The organism is Streptomyces sp. NPDC048473 (assembly GCF_043200155.1).
In the GTDB taxonomy this organism is placed as follows: domain Bacteria; phylum Actinomycetota; class Actinomycetes; order Streptomycetales; family Streptomycetaceae; genus Streptomyces.
The window spans coordinates 286,324-307,716 of record NZ_JBICXE010000005.1 but is presented as its reverse complement, the minus strand read 5'-3'; the positions used below and the strand labels follow the sequence as shown (position 1 = coordinate 307,716).

17 protein-coding genes and 1 pseudogene are annotated in these 21,393 nt (G+C 71.9%); 13 read left to right on the top strand and 5 right to left on the bottom strand.

Going from position 1 to position 21,393, the window contains the following annotated elements; all coding sequences use genetic code 11:
• Positions 1-2: 2 nt before the first annotated feature.
• Together ACGFU7_RS11825 and ACGFU7_RS11820 are read right to left on the bottom strand one after the other, a co-directional pair.
• Positions 3-965, bottom strand: coding sequence for an amino acid ABC transporter permease (locus tag ACGFU7_RS11825; protein WP_393694686.1), 963 nt, complete (start codon positions 963-965; stop codon positions 3-5).
• A gap of 29 nt (positions 966-994) precedes the next feature.
• Entirely contained in the window at positions 995-1,951 is a 957-nt protein-coding gene (locus ACGFU7_RS11820) for an ABC transporter substrate-binding protein (protein WP_393694684.1), read from the bottom strand.
• 524 nt (positions 1,952-2,475) lie between these two features.
• Between ACGFU7_RS11820 and ACGFU7_RS11815 the strand changes: the two genes are divergently transcribed.
• The 5 genes from ACGFU7_RS11815 (at position 2,476) to ACGFU7_RS11795 (ending at position 7,263) form a co-directional block, all read left to right on the top strand.
• Positions 2,476-3,687 carry an NADP-dependent malic enzyme gene (locus ACGFU7_RS11815; protein ID WP_393694682.1) on the top strand — a complete coding sequence of 404 codons (1,212 nt, stop codon included), beginning with the start codon at positions 2,476-2,478 and terminating at the stop codon, positions 3,685-3,687.
• 283 nt (positions 3,688-3,970) lie between these two features.
• Positions 3,971-4,936: a zinc-binding dehydrogenase gene (locus ACGFU7_RS11810; protein WP_393694680.1), complete on the top strand. Its 966-nt coding sequence runs from the start codon at positions 3,971-3,973 to the stop codon at positions 4,934-4,936.
• A gap of 32 nt (positions 4,937-4,968) precedes the next feature.
• Positions 4,969-6,417, top strand: a complete 1,449-nt coding sequence (locus tag ACGFU7_RS11805) for a cellulase family glycosylhydrolase (protein WP_393694678.1) — start codon at positions 4,969-4,971, stop codon at positions 6,415-6,417.
• A 67-nt stretch (positions 6,418-6,484) separates the two neighbouring features.
• Positions 6,485-6,694 (top strand): sigma factor-like helix-turn-helix DNA-binding protein, encoded by a 210-nt coding sequence (locus ACGFU7_RS11800; protein ID WP_093899545.1) that lies wholly within the window; start codon positions 6,485-6,487, stop codon positions 6,692-6,694.
• Complete coding sequence (locus ACGFU7_RS11795) at positions 6,694-7,263, top strand: Clp protease N-terminal domain-containing protein (RefSeq protein WP_393694676.1); 570 nt, start codon at positions 6,694-6,696, stop codon at positions 7,261-7,263. The genes ACGFU7_RS11800 and ACGFU7_RS11795 overlap by 1 nt, the downstream gene beginning before the upstream one ends.
• A 23-nt stretch (positions 7,264-7,286) precedes the next feature.
• Here the strand turns inward: ACGFU7_RS11795 and ACGFU7_RS11790 are convergent, their stop codons facing one another.
• Together ACGFU7_RS11790 and ACGFU7_RS11785 are read right to left on the bottom strand one after the other, a co-directional pair.
• The gene (locus ACGFU7_RS11790; RefSeq protein WP_393694674.1) at positions 7,287-8,270 is read right to left on the bottom strand and encodes a helix-turn-helix transcriptional regulator; all 984 of its coding nucleotides are present in this window, start codon (positions 8,268-8,270) and stop codon (positions 7,287-7,289) included.
• A gap of 1 nt (position 8,271) precedes the next feature.
• Positions 8,272-9,129 carry a DUF4097 domain-containing protein gene (locus ACGFU7_RS11785; protein WP_393694672.1) on the bottom strand — a complete coding sequence of 286 codons (858 nt, stop codon included), beginning with the start codon at positions 9,127-9,129 and terminating at the stop codon, positions 8,272-8,274.
• A 163-nt stretch (positions 9,130-9,292) separates the two neighbouring features.
• Here ACGFU7_RS11785 and ACGFU7_RS11780 point away from each other — a divergent pair.
• Positions 9,293-10,101 (top strand): annotated as a pseudogene (locus ACGFU7_RS11780) (hypothetical protein); the annotation flags it as partial.
• A gap of 36 nt (positions 10,102-10,137) precedes the next feature.
• Here the strand turns inward: ACGFU7_RS11780 and ACGFU7_RS11775 are convergent.
• Positions 10,138-10,320 (bottom strand): DUF6104 family protein, encoded by a 183-nt coding sequence (locus ACGFU7_RS11775; RefSeq protein ID WP_014176503.1) that lies wholly within the window; start codon positions 10,318-10,320, stop codon positions 10,138-10,140.
• Between the two features lie 185 nt (positions 10,321-10,505).
• On the opposite strand from ACGFU7_RS11775, the gene ACGFU7_RS11770 reads away from it, so the two are divergent.
• From ACGFU7_RS11770 to ACGFU7_RS11740, 7 genes are all read left to right on the top strand, one after another.
• On the top strand, positions 10,506-11,147 hold the full coding sequence (locus tag ACGFU7_RS11770; protein WP_393694670.1) for a CU044_2847 family protein: 642 nt from the start codon (positions 10,506-10,508) through the stop codon (positions 11,145-11,147).
• Positions 11,144-13,255, top strand: coding sequence for a trypsin-like peptidase domain-containing protein (locus tag ACGFU7_RS11765; protein WP_393694668.1), 2,112 nt, complete (start codon positions 11,144-11,146; stop codon positions 13,253-13,255). The genes ACGFU7_RS11770 and ACGFU7_RS11765 overlap by 4 nt, the downstream gene beginning before the upstream one ends.
• 103 nt (positions 13,256-13,358) lie before the next feature.
• Positions 13,359-14,390 carry an AAA family ATPase gene (locus ACGFU7_RS11760; protein WP_393694666.1) on the top strand — a complete coding sequence of 344 codons (1,032 nt, stop codon included), beginning with the start codon at positions 13,359-13,361 and terminating at the stop codon, positions 14,388-14,390.
• 7 nt (positions 14,391-14,397) lie between these two features.
• Positions 14,398-18,033, top strand: a complete 3,636-nt coding sequence (locus tag ACGFU7_RS11755) for an SAV_2336 N-terminal domain-related protein (RefSeq protein ID WP_393694664.1) — start codon at positions 14,398-14,400, stop codon at positions 18,031-18,033.
• 305 nt (positions 18,034-18,338) lie between these two features.
• The gene (gene fxsA, locus ACGFU7_RS11750) at positions 18,339-18,536 is read left to right on the top strand and encodes an FxSxx-COOH cyclophane-containing RiPP peptide (protein WP_393694662.1); all 198 of its coding nucleotides are present in this window, start codon (positions 18,339-18,341) and stop codon (positions 18,534-18,536) included.
• 178 nt (positions 18,537-18,714) lie between these two features.
• The gene (locus ACGFU7_RS11745) at positions 18,715-19,959 is read left to right on the top strand and encodes an FxsB family cyclophane-forming radical SAM/SPASM peptide maturase (RefSeq protein ID WP_393694660.1); all 1,245 of its coding nucleotides are present in this window, start codon (positions 18,715-18,717) and stop codon (positions 19,957-19,959) included.
• Positions 19,956-21,347: an aKG-HExxH-type peptide beta-hydroxylase gene (locus tag ACGFU7_RS11740; RefSeq protein WP_393694658.1), complete on the top strand. Its 1,392-nt coding sequence runs from the start codon at positions 19,956-19,958 to the stop codon at positions 21,345-21,347. Before ACGFU7_RS11745 ends, ACGFU7_RS11740 begins: the two co-directional genes overlap by 4 nt.
• Positions 21,348-21,393: the final 46 nt, after the last annotated feature.

Sequence of the window (21,393 nt, the reverse complement as noted above, 5' to 3'; positions counted from 1 at the left end):
GGTCATGAGGACACCCCCGTGCGGTTGCTGAACGTAGCCAGGTTCGCCTTGACCTTCTGCCAAGGGGTGGGAGCCAAGCTGCGGGTCGTGCCCCGGGCGTAACGGCGTTCCAGATAGAACTGCCCGACGCTGAACACGCTGGTCATCGCGATGTACCAGATCGACGCGACGAAGAGCATCTCCATCACCGCATACGAGGTCGAGCCGATGCTCGACGTGGCACGGAGCAGCTCCGGATAGGTCACCGCGACCGTCAGCGACGAGGTCTTCAGCATGTTGATGAACTCGTTGCCGGTCGGCGGGATGATCACCCGCAGCGCCTGCGGCAGCACCACCCGGCGCATCGTCTTGGCCTGGGTCATGCCCAGTGCGTGCGACGCCTCGGTCTGGCCCTCGTCCACCGACTGGATACCGGCGCGGCAGATCTCCGACATGTACGCCGCTTCGTTCAGGCCGAGGCCCAGCAGGGCGCACATGAACGGCGTCATGACGTCCGTCATCTCGTTCTTGTAGATGAACGGGATGTTCAGGATGGGGAAGATCAGCGCCAGGTTGAACCACAGCAGCAGTTGCACGTAGACCGGCGTGCCGCGGAAGAACCAGATGTACAGCCAGGCGACGCCACTGGTCACCGGGTTCTTGGACATCCGCATGACCGCCAGGATCACGCCGAGGACCACGCCGAGCACCATGGCGAGCACGGTGATCATCAGGGTGCGGCCCGCGCCCTTGACGACGGTGTCGTCGAAGAGCTTGTCGGACACCGCGTGCCACTGGACGTTGCCCTGCGCGAACGCGTACACCAGCGCTGCCAGCAGCGCGATGACGATCACACCGCTGAGCCAGCGCCCGTAGTGGCGGACGGGAATTGCCTTTATCGCCTCGGCGGGGAGCGCGGACCCCTTGGAGACCGCGCCCCCGCCCGGCGTGGTGCCCGCAGGCACCTTGTCGAACTTCTCAGTCACAGCGACTGCCCTTCAGTGGTGAGCTCGGCTCACTTGCCGCCGTTGATGACGGCCGCGTCGATGGCACCGGTCTCCGCGCCCCACTTCTCCAGCACCTTCTTGTAGGAGCCGTCCTTGATGATGGCGTCGACGGCCTCCTTGAGGGCGTCCCGGAGCTGTGTGTTCTTCTTGCTGACCGCGATCCCGAAGGGGCCGGCGTCGTACTGTTCGCCGACGATCTCGAAGGCCTGGCCGTTGTCCGCCTTGCGGACCAGGTCGAGGGCGACCGGGTAGTCGTTGACCCCGGCAACCGCGCCGCCGGACTTCACGCGGGTCTGGGCCTCGGTGTCGTTCTCGAAGGGCTCGATGCTGATGGCCTTCTTGCCCCCGTCCGTACAGTTCTTGGACTGGGTGGTCAGGGCCTTCTCGTACGTGGTGCCCTTCTGCACGGCGGCGGTCCGGCCGCACAGGTCCTCGATGGACTTGATGCCCTTCGGGTTGCCCTTCTTCACGTACACGGCCGTGCCGGCGGTGAAGTAGTCGACGAAGTCGACGCCCTCGCCGAGCTTCTTGCCCTTGTCGTCCAGGCCCTCCTGGCGCTGCTTGTTGTCGGTGATCGACGACATCGCGATGTTGTAGCGGCCCGAGTTCAGGGAGCTGATCAGGCCGTCGAACGAGCCGGAGGTGAACGTGAACGTCACTCCGAGCTGCTTGCTGAGGGCGGCGGCGATGTCAGGGTCGACACCGACGATCTTGCCGTCGACCTCGGACTCCATCGGGGCGTACTCGGCGTTGGTGCCGACCTTGATGACGCCCGCGTCCTGGATGTCCTTGGGCAGCTTGCTGAAGAGCGGCGCGGCGTTCTTCTTCGCGTTCGTGTCGGTGCCGCCTCCGCTGTCGGTCTGGTCGCCGCAGGCGGTCAGCAGCATGGTGCCGGCGACCGCGATGGCGCCGACCGCTGCAATCCGGGACTTCGCGGCCGTACGACGTGTGGTGCTTGCGGTCATGATCGGGTTCCTCCGGCAGATGAGGGTGGCGTTGCCAGGCGGTAAGGACACACGACGTCGGACGTCGCCGACCTGCGTGATTACGGCATCTTGCCATTCGGATTAGTCCAAACAGGGGGCCAGCCATGTCAAAATCGGGTAACGGGCGATCCCCGAACTTCAAGGGGCCGGTACATCAAGGCCGGACCATCTGTGGGGTTTTCTTCTTCACGCCGGAGGATTTTCGGCGCGTCTCGACTGATGGACGCCATTTCATCGGTTGGCCGACTTGTCCAGATATTCGACTATGAGTCACATCACCGCGTCGATATGGACTCGTCCGTGACGTGGTCCGTCGGGTAAGAAAGACTTTTACACCCCTCATCCGGGGCTCAGGGCGCGTGTGCGGCGCGCCCGCGCGTATGTATTTCCCCCTGCCGGGGCGGGCCAACCGCCGGGCGCAGGGAACGTACGCGGTGCCCGCCCACCCCTCCTCAACCAGGAGTGGCCACCCTCAAACGATGAAGACTTAAGGGGTCAACACCATGGCAGCGGAGATCGTCAATCCTCGCAGCGACAGCACCACTGACAGCGCCACCGAAGAGCCGTTCGATCCGGCCTTCGCGCTCCACCGCGGCGGCAAGATGGCCGTGCAGGCCACCGTTCCCGTCCGTGACAAGGACGACCTGTCCCTCGCGTACACACCCGGCGTCGCCAAGGTGTGCAGCGCCATCGCCGAGAATCCCGAGCTGGTCCACGACTACACCTGGAAGTCGCAGGTCGTCGCAGTCGTGACGGACGGCACCGCGGTGCTCGGCCTCGGTGACATCGGCCCCGAGGCGTCCCTCCCCGTGATGGAGGGCAAGGCGATTCTGTTCAAGCAGTTCGGCGGCGTCGACGCCGTCCCGATCGCGCTCGCGACCACCGACGCGGACGAGATCGTCGAGACGGTCGTCCGGCTCGCGCCGTCCTTCGGCGGCGTGAACCTGGAGGACATCTCGGCGCCGCGCTGCTTCGAGATCGAGCGCAAGCTGCAGGAGCGGCTCGACATCCCGGTCTTCCACGACGACCAGCACGGCACCGCCGTCGTGACGCTCGCGGCCCTGCGTAACGCCGCGAAGCTGTCCGGCCGGAGTCTCGGCGATCTGCGCGCCGTCATCTCCGGCGCCGGTGCGGCCGGGGTGGCCATTGCCAAGTTCCTGCTGGAGGCGGGGCTCGGCGATGTCGCCGTGGCCGACCGCAAGGGCATTGTCAGCCGGGACCGCGAGGACCTGACGGACGTCAAGCGCGAGCTGGCCGAGCTCACGAACCGGGCCGGGATCTCCGGTCCGCTGGAGAGCGCGCTGGCCGGCGCGGACGTCTTCATCGGGGTTTCCGGCGGTACGGTGCCCGAGGCGGCCGTCGCGTCGATGGCGCCCGGTGCGTTCGTCTTCGCCATGGCCAATCCGAACCCCGAGGTCCACCCCGACATCGCGCACAAGTACGCGGCCGTCGTGGCGACCGGGCGTTCCGACTACCCGAACCAGATCAACAACGTGCTGGCCTTCCCCGGCATCTTCGCGGGTGCCCTTCAGGTCCGGGCCTCCCGGATCACCGAGGGCATGAAGATCGCTGCGGCGAACGCGCTGGCGGATGTCGTGGGCGACGAGCTCGCGGCGGACTACGTGATTCCGTCGCCGTTCGACGAGCGGGTGGCTCCGGCGGTGACGGCCGCGGTGGCCGCGGCGGCGCGGGCGGAGGGTGTGGCTCGGCGCTGAGGTCCGGGGCGGGTGTGGGTGCCGGTTGCAGGGTGCGCCTGCGGCGGGCGTTCCCCTACCCGCCCCTTCCCGTAGCCGGGGGCTCTGCCCCCGGACCCCCGCTCCTCAATCGCCGGAGGGGCTGAATAACCGGCCTCGGCCGGCGTTTGAGGCACGGGGTCCGGGGCGGAGCCCCATTTCGGAAAGGTGCGGGGAACAGGCCCGCCGCGGGCGCACCCCCCGCGGTGCGCGTCACACCCGTGGCTGGTTACATCGGCCCGCGCCCCGGCCTATCGTCAGGGCCATGTTCGCCGCCTACGCATCCCGCATCGACCGCGACCACCCCCTCAACGGCCTTGAGCTGGGCGAACGCCCCGCCCCCGAGGCGCGTCCCGGCTGGACGACCGTCAGTGTCCGGGCCGCTTCCCTCAACCATCACGATCTCTGGTCCCTGCGCGGCGTCGGTCTCGCCGAGGACAAGCTGCCGATGATTCTCGGCTGCGACGCCGCCGGGATCGACGAGGACGGCAACGAGGTCGTCCTGCACTCCGTCATCGGGCAGACCGGGCACGGCGTCGGCCCGAAGGAACCCCGTTCCATCCTGACCGAGCGTTACCAGGGCACCTTCGCCGAGCAGGTCACCGTCCCCAGCTGGAATGTGCTGCCCAAGCCGAAGGAGCTCACCTTCGAGCAGGCCGCCTGTCTGCCGACCGCCTGGCTCACCGCGTACCGGATGCTCTTCACCAATGCCGGGGTGCGTCCCGGCGATTCCGTTCTCGTCCAGGGCGCGGGCGGCGGTGTCGCCACCGCCGCGATCGTGCTCGGCCGGGCGGCCGGGCTGCGGATCTACGCCACCAGCCGCGACGAGGCCAAGCGCAAGCGCGCCGTCGAACTCGGTGCGATCGAGGCGTATGAGCCGGGCGCGCGGCTGCCGCAGCGTGTCGACGCGGTCATCGAGACGGTCGGCGCCGCCACCTGGTCCCACTCGGTGAAGTCGCTGCGCCCCGGCGGCACGCTCGTCATCTCCGGTGCGACCAGCGGCGACCGGCCCTCGCACGCCGAGCTGACCCGGATCTTCTTCCTGGAGCTGAAGGTCGTCGGCTCGACCATGGGGTCCAAGGACGAGCTGGAGGATCTGCTGGCGTTCTGCGCGACGACCGGCGTGCGGCCCGTCATCGACGAGGTGCTGCCGCTGGACCGGGCCCGCGAGGGATTCGAACGGCTGGCCTCGGGTGACCAGTTCGGAAAGATTGTGCTCACCTGCTCTTGAGGTGTGCGGGGTGAACTGCTCTCATCTGCGCCATGCGAATGCGGACGCGGATGCGGATGGGCAGCGTACTCACCTCGGTCGTCACTTCGTTCGTGCTCGCGGCGGGGGCCCTCGCCCCCGCCGCCGACGCACATCCCGCACCGGACGCACATCCCGCACCGGACGCACATTCCGCACCATCGGGCCGGTCCGGCATCCCCCGCCTCACCGATGACGAGGGCCGCACCCTCACCCTGCGCGGATGGAACGTCGAGGACAAGGCGAACCGCGGCGGCCAGGCGCTGACCGCCATCACCGAGAAGCACTTCCGCGATCTGCACGCCAAGGGTTTCGACTTCGCCCGGCTGCTCATCTTCTGGGACGATCTGGAACCGCGCCGGGGCCACTACAGCGCCGCGTATCTGCGCCGGATCGACCGGGTCCTGGACTGGGCGCGCACGTACGGCATCCACGTGCTGCTCGACGCCCATCAGGACGTCTTCGGCCCGGCGTTCGGCCACCGCGGCATCCCGGCCTGGGCGACCCGTACCGATGGTCTGCCCTTCACGCCGCACCCCGACGACTGGTTCGCCGAGTACTTCGAGCCCGCCGTGCAGCGCGCCTTCACCCATCTCTACGAGGATCCCGATCTCCAGCGCGCCCAGGCGCAGATGTGGAAAGTCGTCGCCGGCCGTTACGAGCACCACCCCGCCGTCCTCGGGTACGACCTCATCAACGAGCCGATGGGGGAGATCGGGGAGGGGGAGGACCTGGCGACGGCTGCCCGCCGCATCGAGGCTCAGCAGCTCACCCCGATGTACAACCGGCTGGCCCGCGCGGTCCGTTCGGTGGACCGTGCCAACTGGCTGTTCGTCGAGCCCACCCCCATCGTCGGTGAGGGCGTCCCCACCGGGCTGGGGGCGGTCAAAGACCACCGGACCGTCTACGCACCGCACTTCTACAACACCGCGATGGAGGCGGGCGGCGACTACGACCCGTCGGCGGGCTGGATCGAGTCGTACGAAGCCGCCGTCACCGCGTACCCGGAGCAGCGGAACATCCCGGTCGTCGTCGGCGAGTGGGGCCCGCTGAACAACACACTCCCGCGGATGGCCCGCTTCTACCGGGACGCGATGGCCTCCCTGAGCCGCTACACCTCCGGCTGGGCGGGCTATGTGTGGTGCTACGGCGGCGGTTACTGCGCACTGGACAAGGAAGGCGCCTTCGCGACCAACAAGGAGCGCACCGCCACGCCGTACGCTCCCGCCGTCGCCGGAGCCGTCCACTCCGACACGTACGACGACACCACCGGCGTCTACCGGCTCTCCTACACGGCCGGCCGCCGTGGCACCACGGAGATCTCCCTGCCGCCGACGGCCGGGGCGTGGCGGGTCTCCGTGGACGGGCACGCCAAGGTCCGCAGGCACGGGGGAGAGGTGCGCATCCAGGCCCGCAGGGGGAATCGCGTCACGGTCACGGTGACCTGGGCGGCGCGTGGCTGAGCGGGTTCCGGCAACACCTTTGTCAATCGTGGTTGACACGGATTCCGTGTCAACGTAAGTTGACATCATGACCGAAGCAACGGATCTCGCCGCGCGTGCCGGTGACCACGACCCCCGGGTGGGGCTGCGGGCGGTCGCCGCACTGCGACGGCTGCTGGAGCAACTCGAAGCCGTGCAAGTCAGAAGCGCCCGCGTGAAGGGCTGGTCGTGGCAGGAGATCGCGGCCGAACTGGGCGTCAGCCGGCAGGCCGTGCACAAGAAGTACGGGAGGCATTGATGTTCGAACGATTCACCAAGAGCGCCCGGGCGACCGTGACCGGCGCCGTGACCCACGCCGAACGGACCGACGCCGAATCGGTCACCGAGGAACATCTGCTGCTCGCCCTGCTGGACCGGCGGAGCGGCCGGGCCTCCTTCGCCATCACCTCGCTGGGCCTCGCCGACCGCCGCGCGGCGGTCGAGGCCGATCTGGTCACCGCGCGCCGCCGTGGCGGGCTGACCCAGGCCGATACGGACGCACTCGCCGGTATCGGCATCGATGTCACCGAGATCGTCGCCCGCGTCGAGGAGGCCCATGGGGAGGGCGCGCTGGACAGGGCCCGGCGGCGCGGGGCGGGGCGTCGCCCGTTCACCCGAGGCTCGAAGGACGTCCTGACGAAGACGCTGCGCATCGCGGTGGGGCGCGGAGACCGTTTCATCGGCGACGAGCACCTCTTCCTGGCGCTCACCGCCTGCCCCGGCGTGGTCGCCGACGTACTCGCCGCACATGGCGCGACGCACGAGGCGGTGAACCGTGCGTTGTATGGGGACGGGGACGGGGGTGATTTCAGCCCGTCCGGCACCTGAGGGCCCCCGTCCCCGGTCCCGCGTCAGCTCCCCGCGCCGTCCTTCCGCAGCAGCGCCCCGATGTGGGCCGCCGCCGTCGACAGATGGCGGCGCGCCTCCGTCAGCTGCTCCTGCGTGACGCCCCGGTCCCGGGCCGCGTCGCGGATGTCGTCGCGGAAGCGGTCGAGCAGGCGGTCCAGATCGCGGGCCGGGTCGCCGGTGCCGGCGGTGTCCTTGCCCCATTCCGGGTCGGCGTCGGCGGGTTCCGGCTTGATGTACGGGGGCCAGCTGCCCGTCCTCGCGAAGCTGCCCAGCTGGCTGGTGATCTCGGCCAGCCCCTCCCGTACGCCCGAGGGCCAGTCGCCCCGCGCGAAGTGCTCCTGGACCTGGCGGGCGGCGTTCTGCATCTGCTCGCGTGCCCTGTCCTGGGCCTCCTTGGCCTGGCGGCGGGCCTGCTGGGCGTCCTCGCGGGCGCGGCGGGACTCGTCCTTCGCCCGGCGGGCCTGCTCCTTCCACTCCTGCTTGGCCTTGCGCAGCTCCTCCTTCGCGGCGCGCCACGCCTCCTTGTCGCCGAAGTCGCCGAGGTCGCCGAAGGCGGACTCCCATTCGCCCTTGCGGCCGGTGGCGCCGGCGGAGGTGTGCCTGGTCTCGTGTGCCGCGGCCCGCATCTCGCTGCGCAGCTTGCCGGCGGCACCGCGTACGTCGTCCCGGATCTCGGCGGCCAGTTCGGAGACGGAGTCCCTGATCTCCAGTTCCAGATCGGCTAGTTCGCCCGTGCGGCCGGCCAGTTCGGCGCGGCCCGCGTCGGTGATCGAGTAGACCTTGCGGCCGCCCTCGGTGGTATGGGTGACGAGGCCCTCGGCCTCCAGCTTGGCGAGGCGCGGATAGACCGTGCCCGCCGAGGGTGCGTACAGCCCCTGGAAGCGCTCCTCCAGGAGCCGGATCACCTCGTAGCCGTGGCGAGGGGCCTCGTCGAGCAGCTTCAGCAGGTAGAGGCGGAGGCGGCCGTGGGCGAATACGGGGGGCATGTCAGAGCACCTTTCCGGTCGGCTCGGCATCGTGCGGATCGTCCTCGGCCGGTGGGCGGCGCAGCAGGGCGATCGATCCCGAGACGGTCGTCGCCCTCAGCTTCCCGGTCCCGGCGCCGAGCGTGCCGGTGATCTTCTTCGCGCCCCAATGGCCACTGACCCGCAGATCCTCGAAGCCGTTGGAGACGGCGCCGCTCGCGGTGTTCGCCTCGACCGTCGCGTCCGCCGGGTGCGGCAGCCGGATGGCGACCTCGCCGGAGACCGTGGCCAGCTGGATGTCCGTGGGCTTCCCGGTCGGGTCCAGGTCCAGGACCATGTTGCCGCTGACCGAGTCCGCCCGGACCGGCGCCCCGGCGCCCTCGACGACCGTCAGATCGCCCGAGACCGTCTGGAAGCGCAGCTCGCCGGTGACCGACTGGGCCTCCACGCTGCCGGAGACCGTCTCGGCCCTGACCGGACCTGCGAGCCCGACGAGCGTGGTGTCGCCGCTGACGCCCCGTACGTCCGTACGTCCGCGGATTCCGGATACGACGGCTCCGGCGCCGACCACGCCCACCTCCACGGCAGACCCGGCCGGCACGGTGAGCGAGACGACCGCGCTGCGGTGCCAGCCCTTGAGGTCGAACCACTTGAGGAAGCCGTTCCACGGCAGGCCCTCGTACGCGACCGTCAGGGTGCCGCCCTCCTGGGTCACGATCAGGGGCGGGCCATCGATCGCGGAGATCTCCAGCCGGGCGGTCGGCTCCTCGGTGCCGACGACATTGACGGTGCCGCCCACGATGCGCACATTGAGCGACGTCACGGGGCCGTCGAAGGTCAGCTTCTGGGGCTCGGCGATGGTCCATGTCGACACAGGCATGGATCTGACCTCCCGGGGAGCGCGGAATGACGCAACATATCGCGTCTCTTGCAGAACACGATATATCGCGGATCGGGGAAGTCAAGGGAAAGTGACGGACGTTGCGATGCCGGTGGTCCATCAAAGGGCGCCAAATATGGGCAAATTGCCCTACGTGTGGGGTATGAACGCGACATCCCCCGTGGGGGCGCTGCTGCTGTGCCGTGCCGAACCCGAGGCCGTACGGCAGGTGGCCCATCTGCTGCGCGAGCGGATGCTGCTCGCGCCCGCCGGAGACGGGTGGTCCGTCCTCGTGCCCGAGGGAAAGCCCTGGCAGGACGGTGGCGGGAGCGCGGGCGCGGAGCCGGTCGACCGGGTCGTGGCCGGCTGGGCCACCGCACTCGCGGTCGGCTCGGCCCGGCCCGTCCTCGCCCTGTGGTGGGACGGCGACCGGGTCGGCCACACGCGCGCGTCCGGATTCCGCCGGCCGGTCGGCCGCGTCTGGCTCGCGGACGGCACGCCGGTCGGTGAGGACGAGGCCATGCGTACGTTCGCCGAACGGCTGGGCCTCGACCCCGTACTGGATGTCCAGGCGCTCGAAGGGCTGACCCGCCCGGACCCGGACGCCGATGCCCGCATCCGGCTGCGCGGGCTGCTCGCCGTCCTCGGCCGCATCGGCCCGGCCCTCCCGTCCGGTCCGGACCCGGACACGCCCGGCGACCGGCTGTACGCGGCGGCCGACGGCCGGCCCGAAGCGGAACCGATCACCTGGACCGGCCGGCGCGAGGCGGTGAAGGCCGAACTCGACGCGGTCGAGAACAGCCGCCTCGGCCCCTGGACGCACGGCCCCAGGGCCCGCGTACTGGGCGGCGCCCGGGCTGCCGCTCGCCCTCCGGGGGATCGGGCGCCGCAGTGGCGGCTGGGTCTTCGCGGGGGGCGCTGCTGATGACGCACGGAGCGCTCGGCCTCGCCCACGACCGGTTCAGGGCCGAGGGGGCCGGGGGCGTCGGAGACGCCGGGCCGCTCCGACTACTCGTCCTCGTCCTCGTCGTCGAGGCGGGCCAGCCAGGTGGCGAGGCGCTCGACCGGCACCTCGAAATCGGGATTGAGATCGACGAACGTACGCAGCTGCTCGGCGAGCCACTCGAAAGTGATCTCTTCCTCGCCTCGCCGCTTCTCCAGCTCCTCGATACCGCGGTCGGTGAAGTACATGCGGCAAGCGTAATGCCTGGTGGCAGCTCCTCGGAGGCCGGGAGTACGTCCCCGGGCGCGGTCCGCGGCGGCCGCGCGAGCCCGCCGAGAACCGGCCCGCAGTACCCCGGCGTCATGGTCCATGTGTCTCGCATCGGCAGCGTACTGCCGTTAGCCTGCGGGTAGTTGGGGGAACGGGGGGTTTCATGGGTGACAGCGGGGCCCGTATCACGCGCATCGAGATGCCGGACGGCACACCGGTCTGGGCGCGGATCTCCGGGGCGGAGGAACTGGCGAAGCCCGCCCGGGGTCCGGCGTTCACGGACATCGGCTACGGGGACTTCGCCGAGCAGGTGCAGGCCCGGGTCGAGAGCCTCCAGGCGGTCGTGACCAGCGTCGCGCGTTCGCTCGCCGAGCCGCTGCGGGCGGTGCGGCCCGACGAGGTCAGTGTCGAATTCGGCATCGAGCTCACCGCGAAGGCGGGCAAGGTCGTCGGCCTCCTCGCGGACGGCGAGGCCAAGGGCGGCATCAAGGTCACGCTGACGTGGAGCGGTGGCGGTCCGCCCGCCGATCCGACGATCCCGGCGCAGACGGGGGCGCCCCACGCGGGGCAGACGCCGCCACAGGCGGCCGCGCCCCATGCGGGGCAGCCCGCACCACAAGCACCCCCGCACCCCGCCCCGCCCCTGCCTTCCCCGCCCTCCTCGCTGCCCGGGCACCCGCCCGTGCCCACAGCACCGCCGGCGGCGGCCCCGGGCGCATCCGGGAGGAATCCGGACGCCGGGGCATCCACCGGCGCACCGGCGCATCCGGACGGGGCCGGGCCGGACGCCGGAAGCCGGTCATGACCCAGCCACCCGGCAGGGGCGCAGGGGGCGGCTCGGAGAGTACGTACCGTGCGCTGGCGGGCCTCGTGATGGCGGCGACCGTACGCATCCATCGCCCGGAGCCCGGGTATGCCCCTGACGGATCCGACAGCGGCTTTCTGGGGAGCGGCTTCTTCATCGCCCCGAGCTGGGTCCTCACGTGCGCGCACGTGGCGATGGAGGGGGAGGGGCGTCACGTGAACGTGGTCTTCAAGCCGGACCCGGGCAGTGCCGAGACCGCGGTCGAGGGCACCGTGGTCGCCGCCCTGCCCGAGAGCCGTCACGGCCCGGCCGGGCCCGGCGGCGCGCGGGTTCCGACGCCTTCGGGCGGCTGGCCCGCCCCCGACCTCGCGCTCATCCGGCTGCTCCGGCCCGTCGAGCACCCCTGCGTGTACGTCACCGAGCGCCCGGCGGGCATGTTCGGCGGCGGCTCGGTCCTCTACACGGGCTGGACCGACGGCGGGTCGGGGCAGCTGACCCGGTTCAGCGGGCGCTGCCAGGTGATGGGCACCTTCGGCGACTGGGCCGAGGACGACGAACAGATGCGGCTCGACGGCGACCGGATGTACCCGGGCCTGTCCGGCGGACCTGTGGTGGACCTGGCCCGCGGCGAGGTCGTCGGCGTACTCAAGTCGCGCTCCGACGGCACGACCGGCGGGACCTCGATCGGCGTCGAGCGGCTGCGTACGCTCCCCGTGCCGCCCGGGACGGTCGCCGCCGAGTCCGACGACCCCTACCAGGCCGTTTTCCACGCCCACGACCGCTACCACGCCGACCGGCACACCAGCCCGGTCGGCACCGAGCGGACCTGGGCCGATCTCCAGCGGGAACTGGGTGCGGGATCGGGGCTCGCCCTCAGCCCCCAGCAACGCGTCGACCTGCTCGGACGGCTCGCCGAACTCCCGCCCCCGCTCAGCACCCGCAGCCTCCTCGACCTCCTGGACCGGCTGCCGGACACCCACCCGACCGAGCACCACGCGGCACCGCGCGGCTGGCGCGACGGACTGGGGACGCTGTACGACGCCCCCGGCGGCGACGGCGCACTGGAACTGATCCTGCGCTACTGCATGAGCGCCATCTCCGCCGAACGCCCCTACGTCCTGCCGTCCACCCGGCCCGCCGAGGCATCGCTGTGGGAATGGGTGAAGCGGATCGCCGAGGACCGGCTCTCCCGCAAGTTCCGGCATGAACTCGCCGGGCTCCGGCACAACGGCCGGCACGCCCCGGGCCTCGAACACCTGCGGACCCCGACGCCGACGCTCGAACCCACCAGGACACGCAGCGCCCCGTTCGTCCTGCTGGCTCTGGAGCCGCGCGGCTGGGAACGGGACCGCTACGACTGGTGGATCGGCGTCGCGCAGAACACCGGGGACGTCCTGCCCGTCGCCGAGGACAGCCGGGGCACCGCACCGGACGCCCTCCCGGCCCGGCTGGCGGGGCCGCTGGCGGAGGCGTTCCGGCGGTGCGACGAACCCGACGACCCCGCCGTGCTCCAGGTCGCCGTACCCCAGGCCCTCATGGACCTGGAGGTCGACGGATGGCAGGTGCCGCCCGACGGGCGGCCGCTCGGAGTGCTGCGCCCCGTGGTCATCCGCCGCCTGGACCACCGTCCGCTCCTGGCCGATGACGGGATCGACGAGCGCGAGGCGCGCTGGAACCGGACCATGGCCGCCGCGATGCGGGCCGCCGTCGTCGACTGCGAGGACGGAATGCGGGTACCCGTACCCGTGGTCGGGGACCTGCGCCAACTGGCCTACGAGACAGTCCCGGTGCTCTGCCGTTACGGCGACCGGGTCCACCCGGAGAGCGCGGCCGGTCTCGGGCGGGTGCTCGACGGGGGTTTCGGGGTGGCCCTGTGGCGGCGCCGGGCCGCCGAGCCGGCCGCGGTCTGCACGGAATTCCACCGGCGCGCCGCCGATACGGTCGCCGAGGCCCGCATTGCCGTTCAACTCCCCAAAAAAGTCCATGAGTTGAGGCAGGGGGTGCATACGGGCCGTGCGGAGACGTACTGGTCGGACGGTGTCGCCCTGTTCTACGACGATCCGCACCATCCGCTGCCCGGCTCCGGGCAGTTCCTGGAGGCGCCGTGAACGACCGGGCCGGCCGGCCCCTTACGGGGTGTACGCCGGATCGCTACCGTGATGCACGTTCGACTGCTGCCCCTGGCGGACGAGTGACGACGAGGAACACGCTATGAGTGAACCCAGCGAGTGGCTCATCTACCGAGGGGCCGGAGAACCGCACGAAGGCATCGAGCAGCTGCCGCCCCCGCCGCCCTGGCGGGACTTCGCGGGCCGCGGCGCCCCGGCCCCCGACGAGCAGGACGGGGACGGATCCGCCGACCGCCGCCTCGGCGGCTACCGGCACATCGCCGAACTCCACCGGCCGGGCGCCGAAGAGCTCGAAATGATCAATGCCGCGCTCTATCTGCGGCGTCCGCTGCTGGTCACCGGCAGCCCCGGCGCCGGAAAGAGCACGCTGGCCCACTCCGTTGCCCATGAGCTCGGGCTCGGCCGGGTCCTGCGCTGGCCCATCGTCAGCCGCTCGGAGCTCCAGGACGGCCTCTACCACTACGACGCGATCGCCCGGCTCCAGGACGTACAGATCGCCGCGCACAGCGCCGCGTCCGGGGCGGCCGGCGCCGAATCGGCGGAGAGTGTCGGCAGCTATATCCGGCTCGGACCGCTCGGCACCGCGCTGCTGCCCTCGGACCGGCCGCGCGTACTGCTCATCGACGAGCTCGACAAGAGCGACATCGATCTGCCGAACGACCTGCTCAACGTGCTGGAGGAGGGCGAGTTCGGCATCCCCGAGCTGGAGCGGATCGCCGACCGGCTGCCCGACGGCGAGGCGGAGGTCCTCGACGACGACGGCAACAAGGTGAAGGTGAGGGGCGGCCGGGTGCAGTGCCGGTCCTTCCCCTTCGTGGTGCTCACCAGCAACGGCGAGCGGGACTTTCCGGCGCCCCTGATGCGCCGCTGCATCCACCTGGAGCTCGGACGTCCCGACCACCAGCGGCTCGCGACCTTCGTACGCGCCCACCTCGGCGACGAGGCGGCGCGCTCCGGGGACGACCTCATCGCCCACTTCCTGGAACGCTCCCGCAGTGAACTCCTCGCCACCGACCAGCTGTTGAACGCGATCTATCTCACCGACGCCGCCGCCCCGGCCGGTCGCGACCGCCTCGCCGACCTGCTCATCCAGCGACTCGACCGGCCGAGGTGATGCGCTGATGGCCGACGGCAAGGCGCGGCACGGACCGGATGAGGGACGCGGCCTCGACGGCGGTCCGGGTGACGTCGTGGAGCCTTACGACGCCCATGTGTCGGGGGAGGCCGCGGAGGCTCACGGCATCCCTGCCTCGGACGAGGACGACAAGGTCGTCGACACTCGGCCCGAAGCCGGCGGGCCGATGTCGGAGCCGGAACCGGACTCTGAGCCGGAACCGGACTCGGTGCCGGAGCCCGGCCGTGAGCCACAGCCGGACTCCGAGCCGTACGGCGGAGGTCTGCTGCCCGCATTCGTCGCCCGGTTACGCGAGGCCGGGCTCGACCCCGACGCCGAGCAGCTCTGCGACGCCCTCTGGCTGGCCCGCTGGACCCGCCACCCCGACGCCCCGGACGACGAGGGCGACGCGACCGGGCCGCCCCTGCCCGTCGGCCCGGCCCAGGAGGGCCGGCCGACAGGACACCCCACCCCGCCGGTGACCGGACGCGACGAAGCCCCGGACCCCGCACCGGACGACGGCGAGCTCGCGGAGCAGCAGGACCTCGGCGACGCCGACCGGCGGATCGCCCTCTACCCCGTACCCCGCACCGCGCCACCCGGCGGCCCGCGCCCGGCCGGGCGCGGGCGGAGCGCCGCCCGGGGTGGCCGGGCGAGAGCACTCACCCTCGGCGTACCCGCCGCCCCGGCCCTCCCCGCGCCGCTCGAACTCCAGCGAGCCCTACGCCCGTTGCAGCGCTACCGCCCGGCCGCGCCCCCGCTGCGCCGCACCCTCGACGAGACGGCGACCGCGGAGCTCAGCGCCCGGGCCGGCGGGGTGATCATGCCGGTGTTCCGTGGTGTGTCCCGGGGCGAGGCGCTGCTGCAGTGCGTCATGGACGCCTCGTCCTCGATGCTGGTGTGGGATCGGATGTTCGGCGAACTCCAGCAGATCTTCGGCCAGTTGGGAGCCTTCCGGGACGTCCAGGTGCGCTATCTGCACCAGGGGCCCGACGGTGCGGCCGCGGTGAGCCGCAGCCCCGACCCGGCCGCCGCACCGCTGAACTCCGCCGACCGGCTGAGCGATCCGACCGGCCGCCGTGTCACCGTCCTGGTCAGCGACTGCGCCGGTCCGCTGTGGCACAGCGGCCGGGCCCACCGGCTGCTGCACCAACTGGCCGGACAGGCCCCGACCGCCGTGCTCCAGCCCCTGCCGCAGCGGATGTGGAACCGGACCAGGCTGCCGGTCACCTATGGTTCGCTGTCCCGCGGCGACGGGCCAGGCGGAGCCGCCGCACTGAAGGTCACGGAGCACGCCGGAACGGGGCCCGCCGTGCACCCGGGCGCCCTCGCGATTCCCGTGCTCCCGCCGGTGGAAGGCGCGTTGGCGGCCTGGGCGAGGCTGCTCTCCGGCACCGGCGCTGGGCAGATCTCCGGAGCCGTCGGCTGGGTGCGGGCCGATCAGCCCGCGGCGGCCGCACAGCGCCCCGGTGACGGGCTGTCCTCGCTCCAACTGGTCAGCCGCTTCCGTTCCGCGGCCTCCCCGGTCGCCGGGCAGCTGGCCGTCTACCTCGCGGCGGCCCCGCTGTATCTGCCGGTGATGCAGCTGGTGCAGCGCACGATGCTGCCCCACTCCGGCCCGTCCGAACTCGCCGAGGTGCTGCTGAGCGGACTGCTGTCACGGAGCAAGGCCGAGGACGGCGATGAGGGCGGCGGCCAGTGGTACGAATTCGCGCCCGGCGTCCGGGAAGCGCTGCTCGGTCCGCTGGGCCGGGACGAGGCGCTGCTCGTACTCAAGCACTGCTCGCAGTACATCGAGCAGCGGTTCGGAAAGGGCGGGCCGAACTTCCCGGCCCTCGCCTTCGCCCAGCTCGGCGAGAGCAGGTACGGATCGGCGCGGGCCACCCACACCACGGACACCATGGAGAACAGCGCACCCGACGGGGAGATCGAAGAGGGTGACGAGAACGGGGAGGGCGACGCAGGCGGCGGGTCGCGCGTCCCCCATCCCTTCGCCGAGGTCGCGGTCCGCGTACTGGAGCGTTTCATGCCCCTGCCCGAGCAGTTCGTCGTCCAGACCGACCGGGACGGCTACCGGAGCCCCGTCCAGACGCCGAACGCGGCGGTGGAGAGCGCCCGCGTCCTCGTGCGGCACTTCGAATCGGACAGCATGGTGCAGTACCTGATCGACGCCGTGCAGCTGCTGCGGGGCGCCACCGAGCGCGAGGAGCAGCCGGGCACCGATCCCGAGCTGTGGGCGGAGTACTCGCGCTGCGTCCTGCGGCTGTGGGAGGTCCAGGGCGACGCCGAGCTGCTCCGTGAGGCCGAGTACGCCGCCGAACGGGCCGCCGCACACCCCGGAGCGGTACGCGAACGGGCCGTACTGGCCAAGGTGCTGCACGCCGCGGCCGACGACCGGCGGCGGCGCGGCGACCGGCGCGGCGCACTGGAACTGCTGCGCCGCGCCGACCGCGAGTACACGGCCGCCTGCGCGGACCCCGGTCTGGAACCCGCCGAGGCCCTCCGGCTCACGCTGGAGCGGGTCCGGGCCCTGGAGGCGCAATGGCGGCTCGACGGCGACACCGCCCTGCTGCAGGCCGCGTACGGCATGCTGGAGGCGTTCGCCGATGTCTGGCCCGACCAGGAGAACCGGCCCGCCGCCCTGCCGCTGGCGCACGGCCGTACCCTCCTGAAACTGGCCGGGGCCACCATCGACACCGAACAGTCCCGGGTGTACGCCGGTCAGGCGGCGCGCTCCTTGCGCACGGCGTTCGAACAGGGCGGCGGCCGGCACACCATGGGCACCGAGGTGCGCATCCTGCTGGACCTGGTGGACGCCCTGCTCGCCTCCGGCGAGGAACCGGACGAGGCCGCGACCCTGATCGAGCAGGCCCTGGAGACCGTACGGGAACAGCGGCTGCTGGCCTTGCTCCGGACCCGGGCCGGCCGAGTCCGTGTCGCCCGCTACGAACACACCGGGAATCCGGACGAACTCGTCGGTGCGGCCGACTGGTTCGCCCGCGCCGCACGCGGCGTCCCGCGCGACTCGCAGGCCCACGCCGATCTGCTCGCCGAATGGGGCGGCACCCTGCTGCGCCGCGCTCAACTTCCGGACGGCCGCGCGCACATCGGCGCTGCGGTACGGGTGCTGCGCGACTGCCGTACGGAGACGGCGGCGGGCAGTGCGCGCCAGGCCGAGCGGCTGCTGATGCTGGGCCGGGCGCTGATGCTGCGGCACCGGGCCACCGAGGACCGGGTCGATCTGCGGGAGGCCGAGCATCTCTTCGGGCTCGCGGCCCACGAGGCGACCGACCCGCTGACCGCGGCGCGCTGCTGGCTGGAACTGGGCCTGTCCCACCTCGATGCCTCCCGGGTGCTGCAACGTCCGGCCCGGCTCGACGAGGCGGCCGAGGCGTTCCGGGACGCGGCCGATGCGGCCGGCACGGCGGAAGCGGAGCTGGACAGTCCACAACAGGTCCAACAGGCGGTCGAGTTGGGTGCTAGAGCCAACCACTGGCGGGGTATGACATACGAGAGGGCGGGACGCCCCCGGGCCGCACGCGAGGCGTACCGGGCGGCCCGCCAGGAATGGCGCAAACTGCCGGACGGCGGCGGCGCGGCGGGCGAGTCGACCGCCGAGCGGCTGGCGGAGCTGGAGCGCTGAGTGCCGGGCAGCGGAGCGTTCGGGCGGTGCGACGCCGGTGTGATGCGATCCGGGTGATGCGCGCTGTGTACGACCGGCGTACGACCGACGCCGGTCGATGGCATGCTCAAGAAGGCGTACCTCGGAATGTGCGGGGCATCGGTACAGATGTGACCGGTGCGACTCGTACCGGAGCCGGCAGTACGGGCGCCATCGCAACGCGAGTAGATGTACGTGTGTCAGGGACACGGGCCGGGCGGGACGCGCTCAACGGCGAGCGAGTCATTGCAGGCCCGATGCGGCAGTACGCGGTACGGGGAGGCGTGATGAGCGAGTCGATACGCAACGGCGGGCCGGGCGGCGGGTCGTCCGGCGGGCCGGATGCGCTGCCGGATCTGCTGGGGCTCGATCTGGAGGCGCTGCGGACACTGGACCACCCGGTGCTCTCCGCAGTGGTCGCGGATCTGCGCGGCCGGGCCGAGCAGCCGCGGGAGATGCTGTGGGGATTCAACAACGCCTTCTGAGGCGGGTTGCCCCGCAGCTCCGCGGGACGGGGCCGCAGCTTCGCAGGACGGCGCCTCGGCCGCACGATTTCGGTCCGGGGCCGGGTTGAACCGGACATCGTCGCCCGGGACGGGTTTGCCCGCACGGCAGGCCAGGGATACTCGCCTCGGGCCGGCAACGGGGGCCGTCCCGGCAGACATGCAGCACGGGGGTGCCGGAGTGTCTCGACAGGCGACGCCGGACACACCCGGGCGCTCGGAATCCGGCGCCACCGGCCGACTCCCTGTCCCCTTCGGGCAGTTCATCGTCAAGGTGCACGGCCGGTGCAATCTGGCCTGCCGCTACTGCTATCTCTACGAGGGCCCCGACCACACCTGGCGTGCCCGCCCGGCCGCCGCCGCACCCGCCGTCCTGGACCGCACCGCGGAGCGGATCGCCGAACACGCGGCGGCCCACGGACTGCGTAACGTCGCCCTTGTCCTGCACGGCGGCGAGCCCCTCCTCGCGGGCGCCGACCGGCTGGCCGCCCTCGCCGGCCGGGTGCGCGACCTGGCGCCCACGGACTGCACCGTCCACACCACCGTGCAGACCAACGCCACCCTGCTCACCGACGCCCGCATCGCCACCCTCGCCCGGCACTCCATACGGATCGGCATCAGCCTCGACGGCGGTCTGGCCGCCCACAACACCCGGCGCACCGACCACGCGGGACGCCCCTCCTGGCCCGCCGCCTCGCGCGGCGCCCGGCTCCTCGCCGACCGGCACCCCGACGCGTACGCGGGCATCCTCACCGTCGTGGACCCGGACACCGACCCCATCGAGATGTACGAGTCGCTGCTCGCCCTGCGTCCCCCGGCCCTGGACCTGCTGCTGCCGCACGGCAACTGGACGAACCCCCCGCCGGGCCTGCCCGACGCGGGGACGGCCCCCACGGTGCCCGGACAGGGCCGCCCGACCCCGTACGGCGACTGGCTCACCACCGTCTTCGACCGCTGGTGGCCGGCCGCGCGCAGGGAGACCCGGGTCCGGCTCTTCGAGGAGTGCATCGCCCTGCTGCTGGGCCTGCCCGCCGCCACCGAATCCCTCGGTCTCGACCCCGTCAACGCGATCGTGGTCGAGACCGACGGGTCGATCGAGCAGGTGGACTCCCTCAAGTCCGCCTACGACACGGCCGCCGCCACCGGGCTCGACATCTTCCACCACACCTTCGACGACGCCCTGCGCCACCCCGGCGTCGCCGCCCGCCAGGCAGGCGCCGACGCGCTCGCCGCCACCTGCCGCGCCTGCCCGCTGCTGACCGTCTGCGGCGGCGGCCACTACGCACACCGCTACCGCGCAGAGAACGGCTTCATCAACCCGTCCGTCTACTGCGCCGACCTCGAACGGCTGGTACGCCATGTCGCGGCCCGGCTGTCCGACGCAACCGCAGGAGAACACCGATGAGCCCCCCACTCCCGGACCACATGCTGCGCCAACTGGGCCGCACCGAGGGCGACGCCGACACCCTCCGCGTCCTCGTACGTGATCAGGACACCCGGCGACTCCTCCTGCTGCGGGCCCTGCTCGACGCAGCCGAGGCCGCCCCCACGACCGTCTGCCCGCCCCGGGCGCTCGACCGGGTCCGCCAGGACTGGGCGCTGCTGGAGACGGCGGAACGCGCCGACCGGGCCGCCGTGCGCACCGTCCTGTTCCACCCCCTCGCCGGGCCCTGGGCGCAGCGCTGCCTGCGCGGCCTCACCGGCACCGCCCCCGGCCCCGAACTCCTGGCCGACCTGGACCACTTGAGCGCCCTCGCCGCGACGGCCGCGATCCGCGCAGGCGTCGCGTTCACGACCCGGCTCACCGCACACGACGGGCACCTGTCACTGCCCACCCTGGGCGCTCTCCGCGCGGTCTCCGGCCCGGTCGACATCGCCTTTGCCGAGGGTGAACTGACGGTGCGTGAAACCGACGGCGGGCCGCTCCTCACCGTACATACGCAACGGGACGGCTCGGCCGGCTCGGCCGACCCGCGCTGGCTGCCCGTGCTTGCCCTGCCCGCCGTGCTGCCCGGCATCGGACCCGTACCCCTGGACGACGTCGACCCGTACCGCACCGAGGGCAGCGGACTCCAGCGCCACGGACTGAGTGCCGCCACCCATATCGACGACCACGAACGCAAGGCCTGGACCGAGTCCTGGTCCGGAGTGGAGCCCCTGCTCCGCATCGGCGGCGAGCACCGCCTCACCGAAGCGGCCGTGCTGCTGCGCTGCCTGATACCGCTCGGCCACCCGCCCGGCTCCGGGCCGACCGGCGAGGGCGCGGCGCACTGCAGCGGCACCAGGCGCGAGGCGTTCGGCGCCGTCCTCAGCAGCAAGCCGGCCACCCCCGCCTACTTCGCCTCGACCCTCGTCCATGAACTCCAGCACACCAAACTGGCCGCGCTCGGAGCCCTCGTACCGCTGCACCACGAGGACACGGCACCACGCCACTTCGCCCCCTGGCGCTCCGACCCCCGGCCCTTCGACGGCCTCCTGCAGGGCGCCTACTCGCACATCGCGCTGGCCGACTACTGGCAGCGGTTCGCGCTCGGCGCGCAACGCGTCACCCACCGCGACCTGGCCTGGGCCGAGCACGCCCGCTGCCGCGAACAGGTCGGGGCCGTACTGCCCGTGCTGGCCGGATCGGCGGCACTGACCCGCGAAGGCCGGGTGCTGGTCAACGAGATGATCACGCTCTACCACCGTCTGGACGATTGTCCGCCCCCCACGGGTCATCTCGCGCGCGCGCAGGCGTACGTGGCCACCGCCAAGGTGATATGGCAGCAGAGGAACGGCTCGCGAAGGCAGTGAGCGGCACCCGCGACACCGGCCGGAGCGACCATGCTCCGGTGTATGT